The organism is Cyclobacterium xiamenense, from assembly GCF_900109255.1.
Taxonomy (GTDB): Bacteria; Bacteroidota; Bacteroidia; order Cytophagales; family Cyclobacteriaceae; genus Cyclobacterium; species Cyclobacterium xiamenense.
In genome coordinates this window covers 232,372-245,631 of the sequence record NZ_FNZH01000001.1, presented here as the reverse complement: position 1 = coordinate 245,631, position 13,260 = coordinate 232,372, and the positions used below count along the sequence as shown (strand labels likewise).

Here is a 13,260-nt window from a genome sequence, read left to right as displayed (position 1 = left end):
CTTGGCTTTTTTAGTTGCTAACCCGAAAAACCCCCTGCATCACGTACGCATGCCCGGGAAAGGTACAGACATACATGTAGTCCCCGGGTACCGTCGGTGCTTCGAAGTAAATGGTCTCTGAAGTCTCAGGAGAGAGGATATTCGTGTGGAACAGTACCTTTTCGGAATCGGGGATGTAATTTTTTTGGGAGCCCTCTAAGCCCAAATTTAACGCCAGCTCCCCCACTTCGATCGCTGTGCCCGGTTGAACAAGCACCAGGTTGTGCAGCATGTCGTCGTTGTTATTGAAGGTGATTTGCACCTTGCTGCCTGCCTTTACTTCAATGAGCTCCCGATCGTATTTCAAGCCTGGTAGCGTTCCCAGGACAACGGTTTGATCCGGCCCATTGGACCAGGAGACGGGCATGGTCGTCGTTCGCTTCCCGGTAACGGATGCAGGCACACCAACAACCGTTTCGTTCGTACGCAGGGCAGTTGGTTGCCCATGGGCAGCATGGGGATTCGGAGTGGATGAATCGATCTCAGATAAAGCCACTTTTTCGCCCTCCGGAATTTGATTCAGTGTGTAATAGCCGACAGCATGCAACAAATCACGGCCCGAACCAGACTGAACACCTGCTGCATTGATTTCGTGGATGTATCCCTCCTTCAGACCTTCCACCACCAATCGTACACGAAGACCGTCCCCGGCAACAAGTGCCGCCTTTACGGCAAGCTCTTCCAATTCGATAACCGGGCTACCGTAATTGTGGTGGTACTTATAGGTAAAGCTGGATACGTTGTAAGACTCCGTATTCCCGGCAATGGCAGGCGCTACGGGTTCGGTAAACTCCAGTTCAAATCCATCCGGTTGGGCGTTTACCGTTTTTATCTCAAAGGGCATTTTTCCGGTCCAGCTCAGTTTTTGCAGACCAAAAGGAGCCTTTCCGGTAGCACTCCAGCCCCGGCTGGTCATCCCCACAAACAGGGAAGCATCCGTTCCCCATACCATGCGCAAAACCCCGGAAGAAAAACCCTCCCGAAACGGAAAGGCCACTCCCTGGTACACCCCGTTTACTTTTTCCAGGTAGACCCGCACGATCTTGCTATGGCCCTGGTCGCCCACAAACAGTTGCCCGGCAAACGGCCCAAAGCCTCCAGCCGTTTTATCCGTTACGATATCCGAGGTGGAAATCCCCATGAGCCCATGGGGAAGCCAAACAGCGGGGGTTTTGAACCCCGGGATATCGGCTGCCACCTTTGCCATGGGCGATCCGGTATCGGGAATATCCTCCGGCTTTAGGGATACCGGCGATTCTGGCAGGTGCGTCCATTTCAAGCCTTCCGGATTTCCTACAAAATCCCCTTTTTCCACATGAGTAATCCGGCCGGATCCTACCCAATCCCCCTGATTTTCCGCATAAAACACGTCTCCTTCCGCATTGTAGCCCATACCGGCCGGAGATCGCATCCCCGTGGCAAGGGGCAGCATGGTGCCATCGGGCGAGACGCTGAGCATCCAACCCCGCCATTTTGCCAGACTCGCACCGTGACCGATCCATCCCAGGTTTAGGGCCACCAGCATGTTGCCTTCAGGCGTAAACAAAGGGCCGTAGGAATATTCGTGGTAATTCCCCGACAAAGGCCAGGAAACTACCGTCTCGAAGCTGTCGGCACGGCCGTCTCCGTTTCGATCGGTCATTTTAGTCAACTCGGAGCGCTGGGAGGCATAAAAACTGCCCCGGTGATAGGCCAGGCCCAAGGGCTCGTGCAATCCGGCCGCGAACTGGCTAAACCGGGGAATGCGCGTGCCGGTCATGTACGGATTTTCCACCAGCCAGATTTCCCCCCGTCGCGTGGCAATGCCCAGACTCCCATCTGGTGTAAGGGTCATGCCGCCTACTTCCAACTCGATGCCATCGGGAATAGGAATGTCTACAATGCTGTAATAATCCGCTTCCCTCGCAGCGACCTCTCTGGTTTCCGCTGTTTGCTGCGCTTGCAAACCCAGTGAAACCATTCCGAGTAAGAACCATCCGTATACCTGGAATTTTTGGAAGCCACCGCTTATTTTGCAGCGCAATTTTTCCTTGCCTTTGTCTTGTATGTTCATATCCTGTTTTGCTACCAATTGACGTTCCATTCCTTTTTTCGCATTCACCAAATATAACTGTAGACCAGACTATTGCTATTCGCATCCGCTGCGAGTGAAACCAGCAATTCCTGACCGGATTCGGTTTCCCGCAAAACGACCTTACCAGGGCTGCCTTTAGCCACATGTAGGTAAAACTGGCCCTGGTTTACCGAATAGAGGCCTTCACCTACCTCTGCAAGAGTCCCAGCAGCGACAATGCGCGCCCATAGGTCCGACCGTTTTTCCGGATTGGAGTACCGAATCGTTCGGGTTAATAATTTACCATCGAGCTCTGGTTCAAAAAAATCCTCCACGGCTAGCCCCTCAAGCAGGTACTTAAAGGTGGGCCTTCGGTCCCGGTTTAGTGCGTACCCCTGTATACGCAGTTGATCGCTGCCGAGCGAATCCGGCCAGGGACTATCCGCGGCGGGAAGCGCAGCAATAGCGGGTCCCGCTGCCAGGTTGACCATGGCTCCCAAAGGAAGCATCAACTGCGATTGCCCCCGCTGCCTCCACATGGGCGAGGCATCCAGGTATTCGCCCCGCCATAGGCTCAACAGTGCGCCTTGCTCCAGATCGTAGGCATAACTTATCCCAGAGGGTTCGCCCACCGCCACCGTGTGTGTTTTTTTCTCCCCTCCGTGCTCAAAAAACCCTCGTGTAAGTAAGGGCTCCTGGGCGGGTTCCAGGTAAACCGGCTTCTGTATCAGGTGCTCAACGTAGGAATTCGCTTCGTGCAAGGGACTTTTTCGGATTCCTGGCCCTTCCACAAATACCCCGAGCTGGGGACTACGGCCAGGGTAATTGTTCTTGTAGAAAACCAGGGTAAACGAAACCGGCCCCACGGGCAGGTACCGGGTACCACTCCTGGGAGAATCCGCGGGAAATTGCGTCCCGTCTGCGATGATATTTTCTCCATCGATGTACAAACTGGTCTTCCCGAAAGCCGCCAGGGAAAAGGTGTAATCGCCGGCTTTTTCAATCTCCAGCGTACCGGAATACACGTAGGCAAAATCGAGCACCCCATGGCCCAGGTCCCAGGTTATTTTTTGCAAGTCGCCCCTTTCCTCCGGATCGCCCTCCTTGAAATCAGCCTCAGAGGGAAATTTGCCTTTATAATACGCATAAGTCAAATCTCGAATTTCAGGCGCCGGCTGTCCAAAAGGCTGGTACCGTATATTTCGGATGGCCACCGGACCGTGGTCTCCCTGAATCATCAAGGGACCCAGTGGCTGTTCGTCTTCAAACATGGCGGATCGGGTAGGCCCGGTCACCTCCACGTTTTCGTGCACCAAAACCCCATTTAAAAATACCTGATTGAATTTCGCATTCGATACTTTATTTCCTGCCGCATCGAAGCGCGGTGCTTCAAAATCAATTTTTAACCGTTGCCAGAGACCGGGAGCCCGGGTAGCATTGGTCCGGGGAGCTTTTCCTTCGAATCCCTGTTTTTTTTCGTCATTCCAGCGTTGGTAAATTCCTCCGGCATCTCCGGATGTGGGATGGGCTTTTCCCCAGCTATCAAAAATCTGAATCTCGTACCGTCCCTGCAGGTAAACGCCCGAATTGGAGCCCTTGGGGACCATAAACTCCAGTTCCAGGGTCAGGTCTCCGTGGACAAAGTCGGAAACGAGGTGCGGCCCGTTGTCCGGCTTCGGCGGGTTAACGAGTATTCCGGATCCCGGAAGCGTCGACAAAAAATCCGCCTGTTCCCAGTCGGCCAATACCTCCCCTACCTCCTTCCAGGTGGATGGAATGTCACCAAAATCCGTCAAGTCATCGAAAACGATCACCTCCTGTGCAGAAAGCCTGCACGAAACCACCAGCAGCAAGGGCAAAAGCAGTTTTCTAACGTATACAAAAATGAGCATAGGTATTTTTTTCTTTATTGTTTGCTACGTATTCATTCACCTCCTTGGGAAAAGCTGTCCGGCTCAACCTACGTATCGGCTGCTATCCGGCAGGAAAATGACCTTTCCGCACCCCTTCCGCCAAAAAGGATAGGCATCGAAGGTTTTATTTGACTGGCTTCAATCATCTTTTATCAAATACCCACCGGCTTTGGCTTCCGAAATCAGCCGATCCATGCTTTCTACCAATTCGGGCTTTAGCGCGTACTGATTCACGCGCTGTTCGGGATCCACGGCCAGGTTAAACAACAAGCCCGGCGTGGCAAAGGTCTCGTAGCTCCGCAATTTTGAAAAGGATTCGGGCATCGCTGAATGTTGGCCAGTGCTGTCGTTGATGTACAACCACTCCCCTTGTCGAACCGCCCATCGGTTGGCCATCGTGTTGTGAATCAACCAGTCTCGTTGCGGAAACTGCTCCGGACGGGTACGTAATTCGGGCAGGAAATGGTGACTATCCGGGGCCGCTCCCTCTGGGAGCGCGGTTCCCGTCAAATCCGCCAGGGTTGCCATGATATCTAGCTGGGAAACCAGCTTGTCAGAAACGGTTCCCGCCGGAATTTTTCCCGGCCATCTGATAACAAAGGGAACCCGGTGTCCCCCTTCCCAAATATCCCGTTTCAGCCCGCGCAAGGGCCCCATACTGAAATGCCCGTGTTTTTCCCCCCGATCAAACGCGTACCGCTCCGGACCATTATCCGAACTGAAAATAACAATCGTGTTTTCTTCCCATCCCTTGTCCCGAATTGCTTGCATCAACTGCCCCACGACCCAATCGGTCTGGTACATGAAATCCCCATAGGCGCCCGCCTGGGACTTGCCGTCAAATTCATCGTTGGGAATAATTGGCGCATGCGGAGAAGGTAGGGGAAAATAGAGAAAGAAGGGTTTATCTTCGGTCTGACTGCCGATCCATTCCACTACTTTTTCGGATAGCGTCGGTAGCACCTCGTAGGGATTCCATCCCGGCACTTTGGGACCGGGGCGAAATTCCCAGTTGCCTTCCTTTGTTTCGTAGCCGATATCCTGAATGTCCATGACTTCCGTCGGAACCGTTAGCAAGCGGTCATTTTCCATCCAGGCGTAAGGCGGGAAATTGATGGTGCCATCCCCAAAATAGTATTCAAAACCCCGATCGGTGGGGCCTCCAGTGACCGGTTGGTCCCAGCTGACATCATTCGGTAAATAATACGATACCTCCCTTCCCCATTGGGTAACTTTCCCGGAAGGAGGATTCGTAAAATTCCAGTTCCAGCCCAAATGCCATTTGCCAATGCATGCCGTGGCATAGCCCCGCTCCTGAAGTACCTGTGGAAGGGTAATATCTCCATCGTTAAAAAACGGTGGACCGAAAGCACCCACAATCCCGTGTTGACGTCTCCAATGGTACGTTCCTGTCAGCAAGGCATACCGGCTAGGCGAACAAATACCGGAGGAACTGTGCGCATTGGTAAAACGCATCCCTTCAGAAGCCAGTTGGTCGAGATGAGGCGTGGGAATTTTTGAATCCGGGTTTTGGATGGCAAGGTCGCCATAGCCCATGTCATCCGCATAAATGATGACCACATTGGGCGCGGTAGTTTTGGTGTCCCGTTGGCAGGAAAGTGTTGCTCCTGCCAGCACCGGCAAAACGATACACCAGGCTGACACTGCCTGGGTAATTTTTAGGAGGGCTATCATGGGTTGATGACGCGTTCGTGCATGAGTTGTTGTATAATTGAATCGCAGGTATTGGAATAGTGGGTGACGATCTCCGCATACCGTTCATCTGTCGCGAGATTATTGACTTCGTGAACATCTGTTTTGTGGTGGTACAATTCGATCAGATCGCTGTCGTCGTACCGGATAAATTTAAACGCTTCGTCCCGATACCCTTCTGTTTTTAGCAATTTCTCGTTGTTTTCCAGGCGGTGTTCGAGAAAGATACCGGAGCGCCAATCTGCAGGAGCGCGCTCGTAAAATTCCGTCAGGCTGCGGCCGGCATAGCTATCCGGAATCTGCACTCCGGCCAGGGAAAGAATGGTAGGCGTTACATCCACGTTCAGTACAGGCTGCGCATACCGTTTCCCGCGCTTGTTTTCCGGTTGTCGGGGATCGTACACGATGAGAGGCACCCGAATGGAAGGCTCGTGCAAGAGCCATTTTCCGGCATAACCCCGTTCTCCCATAAAATACCCGTTGTCCCCCATAAAAACGATCACCGTATTGTCGGCAAGCCCTTCTTTCTCCAGCGTGCGCCGGATTCTGCCCAGTACGGTGTCCACCGTGCTGATCATCCGGTAATATCCTTTCACCATTTTCTGGTACTTTTCCGGGCTGTCGTAGCGCCAAAACCACCGTTCCCGGTTCATGGTATTTTGTAGAAACCCCGGCAAGCTGTCATAAAAGGACGGGTCCGCGGTGGGTGGAATGGGAATGGTCACATCCCGGTACAGGTGATCCACGTACTCCGGCCAAAAATATTGCTCTTCCGCGCCATCATCCGCATGAGGCGACCAAAAGGAAAGGGAAAGGCAAAATGGCTGGTCTCCGGCAGTTTGGATAAATTCAACCGCCCGATCCCCATTGATATCTGCCAGGTGCGCCTCCTTACCTGCCACTTCCCTGAGGTAAGGCCAGGAGGTTTTATCCATGTGATGGAAGAGTGAATCTTCGATTCCCGCATTGACCTTCACCCCAAATTTACCGATAAATCCGGTGCGGTAGCCGGCATTTTTGAGGAGCCAGGGATAACTCTGCCGCATGTAGGCATCCTGCAGGGGCGGTTTCCCAAAGGTGAAATCGTGGGTTCGTTCGTACAAGCCGGTGAAAAGGGAAGCACGGCTAGCCGCACAGATGGCCGTGGTCACAAAGGCATTATCGAAATACAAACCCTCGCCAGCCAATGCATCCATGTGCGGCGTATGGATAATCTCATTCCCGGCAAAACCCAAGGCATCCCACCGCTGATCGTCGGTCAGGATAAAAAGAATGTTTGGTTTTTTGGAGGCCATCCCCGCGCCATCCGTTTCCTCCGAACTACAGCTCGAACAAATTGAAGCAAAAAGGAGAAAGGCAAGGCCCATTAATCCAGGAAATGGGAAGGCAATTGGCTGGCAATATTTCATTAGTTGTAACAACTAGTTTTTGGAAAGACTTTGCTCGATAAACTGCTGGTTCAACGCATCGGAATCCCCGTATTGCTCCCGTAGTTCTTCCAATCGGCTGTGCAGCGCCTCTTGCACCTCTGCGTAGTTCGGGTCGCCGTATACACTGTTCATTTCGTTCGGATCGGCTTCCAGATCGTATAGTTCCCATTCATCGATGTCGTGGTAGAAATGGATCAACTTGTAGCGATCCGTGCGGACTCCGTAATGCCGTTTTACACTATGGGGACCTGGGTATTCGTAATAGTGGTAGTACATGGCATCCCGCCAGGGAACATCCTCACCCGCCGCAAGGGCACGCCAGGATTCCCCCTGCATTTCGGCAGGTTTTTCCACGCCGGCGTAGTCCAGCAGAGTGGGCGCGTGATCCACGTTCACCACCATGTCTTCAACAACGGTCCCGGGGTTGATTTCCCTTGGGTAGCGCACCAATAGCGGTGTGCTTAACGATTGCTCGTACATGAAGCGTTTGTCGTACCAGCCGTGTTCCCCCAGGTAGAATCCCTGATCGGAGGTATACACGACGATGGTATTGTCCAGTAAGTGGTTTGCTTCCAGGTAATCCAACACTTTCCCGATGCCATCATCCACCGATTTGATTACTTTGAGGTAGTCCCGTAAGTAGCGGTGGTACTTGAATTTTGCCAGGGCTTCGCCGGTGGGTTTTTCCTGTAGGAAGGCTTCGTTTTTGGGACCATAGACCGCATTCCAGGCGGCCATTTGTTCCTCCGTCATGCGTCCAAAAGGAGCCGCGAGCCGGCTGGGTTCCCCGGTAAAAGGGTTGGCTTCAAACTTCATGTCCCAACCCCAGTACATGTTGTCAACGATTTCCATTTCCTGTTCACGCGCTGCCGTACCTCTCCCGGCATAGTCATCGAAAAAGTTGTCGGGAAAGGCGAACTCCTCGTCCTCCAGGTAATCCAGGTACTTTTCTTCGGCCATCCAGTTGCGGTGCGGGGCCTTGGTGTGGTAGTTGATGGCAAAAGGCTTGGTCTTGTCCCAATCCTTCTCCAGCCAATCCACGACAAATTCCGGGATCAGGGCCTCGCAATGCCCTTCAAAAGACACCTTTTCCTCCCCATTTTTGATGAAATCCGGATTGTAATAGCTCCCCTGTCCGGGTAGGGTCAGGGAATAATCGTATCCCTGAGGCTTTCCCGCCAGGTGAATTTTTCCGATAAGTGCCGTTGCGTAGCCTGCCTCCTGCAACAATTTGGGATACGTCAGTTGGTCCCAGTTAAATGGTAACACATTGTCCACCTTTCCATTCAGGTGGCTGTATTTTCCGGTAAGCAATACCGCCCGGCTAGGCGCGCAAATGGAATTGGTGACAAAACTACGCTTGAAAAGTGCTCCCTCGCGGGCCAGTCTTTCCATGTTTGGAAAATACACCTTGTCCAATAAGCCCTGGCCGTAGGCATGAATGGCCCGCTGCGAATGATCATCGGACATGATAAACAGGATATTGGGACGTGGCGCCACCTCGGCCTCCTGACAGGATACCAACAGGTAACACAAAACAAAAAAGGGTAGTAGGATTTTTTTCATGGATGTTCTTATTTTTTCAAGGCGTTTAATATAGTAAAGATTTTTCCAAGGCCGGCTTTTTGGTGTAAAAAACTCAGGAAGCATCTTTACGAAGGCGCGGTGATTGGGGAGGAACGGTTCCTTCTTTGTCGTAGGGAATGCTTCCATGGTCGCCGGGTTTTAATTGCCAGCGATCGAGGTACCATTGCGCCGGGTGGAAGGCATCGCCCCGTTTGCCCAATAGTGCCCATAACTGTTCATCCAATTGACTGACAATGGCTCCATAGGCAGGTTCCTCAATAAGGTTATTCAGTTGCAAGGGATCCTTCTGATCGTCAAACAGCAACCAGGGACCGTCCAGGGAACGAACATAGGTGTATTGCGCGGTTTTCACCGCCCGGTATTCCCTTCCGTAGGGACCGGCTACGCCCCAGGGAGCCAGCTGCATGTACAGCACGGCATGACCTTCTCTTTCGGAATTTTCGGTCAATATTTCAGATAGATCGTCTCCTTCGTAGCTTTCCGGGATGGGTAAGTCCAGCAGCCCAAACAGCGTGGGAAAAATGTCGGGTGTGGTAATGGGGGTTTGCACCCTCCTTCCCGTTTTTCCGTGCAGCAGAGGGTAGTGAAGCAACAAGGGAATCCGGGCGGACTCCGCGAGTGGCACTTGTTTGGCCTTGGGTCGGACTCCATGTGCTCCAAGCATCTCCCCGTGGTCGGACGTAAAGACAAGCAGCGTTTCGTCCCGGATGCCCAACCCGTCCAGGTAAGCCAGCAATTCGCCAATGCTTTGGTCCAAGGCCTCGCAGTGCGCATAGTAGCCCTGCGCTTCTTTCTTTACCTGCTCGGCCATGGATTCGGGCACGTTTGCCGGAAGGAGGATATCCGCCGGTGGGTAATGTTGTTGCAACTCCTGCGGTGCTGTATGGTGGGGAAAATGTGGGGTACCGTACGAAAGAAACAGGGCAAATGGCTTGTCGTTTTCCAACTGCCCGGCAATGTATTCCTGCGCGTCGGCAGTCTGCGCATACACATCGTAGCCTTCCCAAAATTGCTTTTCCGGGGAATTACCGGTGTAATAGTGGGATTGATTGTAGTCGTGATCGCACTCGGCCGCTTTCCAGTAGGCAAAACCCCGCCGCCTGTCCGGAGGAATATAGGCATGACGACCCTGCCCATCCAGGTGCCATTTTCCAATGTAGGCAGTGGTATAACCCCTATCTGCCAGCACATCTCCCAGGCCGTATTCACTCAAGGGCAGGTGCAGGTCGTTTAAAAACATGCCGGTGGAGGTGGGATAGCGCCCGGTCATCAGCGAGGCACGGTACGGGGTGCAAACGGGAATTACCGAAACGGCGTTTTCGAAATTGATGCTTGCTCGCGCCAATTGATCCAGGTGAGGCGTCCGCACGTTTGGATCGCCGGCATAGCCTGTGGCAGAGGCCCGCCACTGGTCCGCGAGGATGTAGATGATGTTGGGCTTTTTCTCTGGGGTTTTGGACGCACAGCCCAGAGAAAGAAAAACCCAGACATACAAAAAACCGGTAAGGTAAATGCAGCGCCGCCTATACGCCTCGCTTGATAAGTGGTGGTGAACGGTCTTGCTTGCCATCGTATCGTCCTGCTAATTTTGGGTTAAAAACTGGATCTCTGCCTTTCCCAGCAAGCCGGATTGAAGCAGAGGACTGTTTGCCGTGAATTTCCCCCGGGCGTTGGTTCGGGTAACGGACTCCGCTTCCGGATGCCGCAGATCCCCAACGATCCGGTTGTTCCAGGTATTGATCACCCGCACGGTAAGGATATTGGTCCCTTCCCTCAGGTGCGGGGTGATACGGGCAGTATAGGGTGGAAGCCAGACGATGCCGCAATCCTTTCCATTGACCTGAACCTGTGCCATCTCCTGAATGGCTTCAAAGCGAACAAACGCCTCCACTCCTGCTTGCAGCTGGGACGCCTCCAAGCGAAACTCCTGGAAATAGGTAGCCTGGCCGGAGTGATACCTTGCCTCTTGCTCGTTCAAATCCGACCAACTGACAAGCGAATCCATTTTTACCGTCAAGGGATCTCCCTCAGGGCGGTCAAAACGAACCAGCCAATCATTGGATAGGTCAATGGATGGAACATCGGTATCGCCCAGGCCCTTTTCGGAAAAACCGAACTGCAAATCGCGGTGCAGTCCCTCACTATTCTCCCCGGCAATATTTTTTTGGAAAACCACAAAACGGGAACCGATGGGCTCCAGCACGAGGTCCAGCTTTATCCCCTCGGCAAGCCTTGTAAAAGCGACCTCTCGCTGCACCAGCCCGGAGGCTGCATCCCATAGTTCCGGCTTCAAATCCGGATCCACGCGGAAAACCAGGCGTAGCTGCTCCTGCTGTTCGCTGCTGTTGGAAATAAAATAGATTTCTTCCGTTTCGGTTTGCCGATGGACAAAATCAATATGCCTGTCCGAATTGTCCGGCCCCTTCACCGCCACATCCGGCCGGATCTGCAGCTCCTTCAAGACTTCCTCTATGGACCTGCCCCAATAGACGGTTCCCGCTCCATAGGTAGTCGAAAAAACGGTTTGCCCATCGGTGTTGCCCCATATTTTATCCGCTAGATCCTTTACCTCCCGATCAACCGCCGGGTACCCCTTCAACGAACTGGCTCGTTCGGGTTTTGGTCCCAGAACCACGGCTCCCGCTCCGATTAATTTTTCCAGACTTTTGAGCACGTCCAGGGACATGTCTGCTCGGTCTGGCAACACCAGCAAACGATAGGAAGCCCCATGCGGAAGCCGTAGCTTTCCGTCCTCCGCCTCCAGCCTGTTTGTGATCACGTCAGCATTTATATAATCGTATTCGTACCCCGGCAAATCTCCTGTACGAATGGGGCGGGGCATCCCGCAATGGGGACACTTTGTTTTGTCGTAAAAATAGGTTGGAAAAATCCCCGGCATATCGGGCGTATAGTTCGGGTCTACACGCTTGGGAGGTACCAAATTGGGCGCATCGTCTCCGTAATAGAGTAGTATATCGGCCACAAAATTCCCCTGCCGCAGCAAATAGGAGGAACGCGCGATGTAATCCATAAACGGGCGAGAATAAGGCCACCAGGTGGCATTAACGTTCACATGCTCTCCTGCATGGTACACAAAACCGGGCTTTCCGGCGATGGCCGGGTTGTGCGAGAAGGTGTGAAAAACGACCTGATTCAGGCCCTCACAAAAGGCAATATCTATAAGCTGCTTGAAGTCGGTTGGTCCGTGTTGCCAATGATTCCATCCCGTTAGGGATTCGGAGGCAACAACCGTGTGTCCGTAAATATGGGCTGCACTGGCAGCTTCTTTGGTGACCCAATGGCGTTGCCTGTTCCAAAACTCGCCCATGGGGATGTGCGAATTGCCCAATGCCTTGAGCGGCTCCACCCGGGGATGCCCACCGTGACCCGCTTCCGTTATCATTTGGATACCGTGTTTGTCGCCGATCTTTACCGCTTGCGCATAGTGGTTTTCGATGAGTAAGTCACTGACCAATCGCCGATAATCCCCTTCAAACCTTGCTTGAATCAGGGAATCGGTAAGATTATACCCCTGCAAAAGGGGTAGAAAGGGAGTTGGATCGTAACCATAGCGTTGCTGAAATTCCTCCAGAAATCCATCTGTCCAGTCCGTCATTTGCCATACTTCGTAACTGTCCAGAAAAATAAACTTCATTTTTCTCACTGCCGTACTAATCCGATCGAGGCGAGATACGAGTTCCTCCAAATGGCGGGCTGTGGCCGGGCCACTCAGGTGGTCGATGATTAATCCCGAGGAATTTGGACTGGGCACCACCAGGGGCTGCATGGTATTGCAGCTAAAAAAGGAAAGAAGTTCCCACTCCCCCTCAGGCGCCTGCCAGGACAGTTTTGCTCCTGCCCGATCCTGTTCCGAAAGGACAATGACCTCCTCCGAAGCAAAGGTCATTTTCGGGTTTTTCGGAACGGCAATTACCGTTAGCAGTTCGCAGTTTTCCGCCCTTCCTCTGGGGGATTCGGGGTTCGATAGCGTAATTTGGACAGTCGCTGGACCTTCCACGGGATAGGAAGAACGCAACAATTCTTTGCTACCGTCTGCTGCCCGCACCCATTCGCCCCCCGAATTCCAGCTACTGGCAGCGCTCATCCCCAAATCCAAGCCCAGGGAATCGCTGGTAGCCAAAGCGAGGGCGAGGTATTGGAGCGATTCCGGACCAAGAAAAGCCGGACCATCCGGGATCATCCCATCCGGGTTGATGAGGGCACCGATATCCCAAACGATCGCCCCCCGCATGCCCTTGTCTTTCATTTCCTGCAGCTCGTATACCAATTGTACCGTATCGACGTATCCGTTCATCCAGGTCCACAGTGCCATTGGACGGTTTTCCGTGGAAGGATCAAGAAATGCCTGTTCTGAAAGAACGGAAACCTCGGGGGGATCCGATCGCTGGCAACCCAGCATCAACCAAACGCCGACTACTACCAAAAAAATAGTCGCTTTGCGGTGTTTACTGCTGTGGAATGGATGGATAAATCGGAATAGCATTCTGCGGATTAACCTTTACCA

At 52.9% G+C, this 13,260-nt stretch carries 7 protein-coding genes; all 7 read right to left on the bottom strand.

The window, feature by feature from the left end:
* Window positions 1–10: 10 nt before the first annotated feature.
* On the bottom strand, window positions 11–2,092 hold the full coding sequence (locus tag BMW71_RS00820; RefSeq protein ID WP_244891033.1) for a plastocyanin/azurin family copper-binding protein: 2,082 nt from the start codon (window positions 2,090–2,092) through the stop codon (window positions 11–13).
* A gap of 44 nt (window positions 2,093–2,136) precedes the next feature.
* Window positions 2,137–3,984: a 3-keto-alpha-glucoside-1,2-lyase-like domain-containing protein gene (locus tag BMW71_RS00815; RefSeq protein WP_092168140.1), complete on the bottom strand. Its 1,848-nt coding sequence runs from the start codon at window positions 3,982–3,984 to the stop codon at window positions 2,137–2,139.
* Between the two features lie 159 nt (window positions 3,985–4,143).
* Window positions 4,144–5,700 carry a sulfatase family protein gene (locus BMW71_RS00810; protein WP_092168138.1) on the bottom strand — a complete coding sequence of 519 codons (1,557 nt, stop codon included), beginning with the start codon at window positions 5,698–5,700 and terminating at the stop codon, window positions 4,144–4,146.
* The gene (locus tag BMW71_RS00805) at window positions 5,697–7,013 is read right to left on the bottom strand and encodes a sulfatase family protein (RefSeq protein ID WP_177179546.1); all 1,317 of its coding nucleotides are present in this window, start codon (window positions 7,011–7,013) and stop codon (window positions 5,697–5,699) included. Before BMW71_RS00805 ends, BMW71_RS00810 begins: the two co-directional genes overlap by 4 nt.
* Before the next feature lie 126 nt (window positions 7,014–7,139).
* Complete coding sequence (locus tag BMW71_RS00800) at window positions 7,140–8,714, bottom strand: sulfatase family protein (RefSeq protein WP_092168134.1); 1,575 nt, start codon at window positions 8,712–8,714, stop codon at window positions 7,140–7,142.
* A gap of 73 nt (window positions 8,715–8,787) precedes the next feature.
* A complete protein-coding gene (locus tag BMW71_RS00795) occupies window positions 8,788–10,305 on the bottom strand; it encodes a sulfatase family protein (RefSeq protein WP_092168131.1) in 1,518 nt (505 codons plus the stop codon).
* Window positions 10,306–10,317: 12 nt separating this feature from the next.
* On the bottom strand, window positions 10,318–13,239 hold the full coding sequence (locus tag BMW71_RS00790; protein WP_092168129.1) for a glycosyl hydrolase: 2,922 nt from the start codon (window positions 13,237–13,239) through the stop codon (window positions 10,318–10,320).
* Window positions 13,240–13,260: the final 21 nt, after the last annotated feature.

Bases quoted from the DNA above. Each gene is read 5' to 3' on its own strand.
- BMW71_RS00820 (WP_244891033.1), bottom strand. From the start codon at position 2,092: ATGAACATACAAGACAAAGGCAAGGAAAAATTGCGCTGCAAAATAAGC.
- BMW71_RS00815 (WP_092168140.1), bottom strand. From the start codon at position 3,984: ATGCTCATTTTTGTATACGTTAGAAAACTGCTTTTGCCCTTGCTGCTG.
- BMW71_RS00810 (WP_092168138.1), bottom strand. From the start codon at position 5,700: ATGATAGCCCTCCTAAAAATTACCCAGGCAGTGTCAGCCTGGTGTATC.
- BMW71_RS00805 (WP_177179546.1), bottom strand. From the start codon at position 7,013: ATGGCCTCCAAAAAACCAAACATTCTTTTTATCCTGACCGACGATCAG.
- BMW71_RS00800 (WP_092168134.1), bottom strand. From the start codon at position 8,714: ATGAAAAAAATCCTACTACCCTTTTTTGTTTTGTGTTACCTGTTGGTA.
- BMW71_RS00795 (WP_092168131.1), bottom strand. From the start codon at position 10,305: ATGGCAAGCAAGACCGTTCACCACCACTTATCAAGCGAGGCGTATAGG.
- BMW71_RS00790 (WP_092168129.1), bottom strand. From the start codon at position 13,239: ATGCTATTCCGATTTATCCATCCATTCCACAGCAGTAAACACCGCAAA.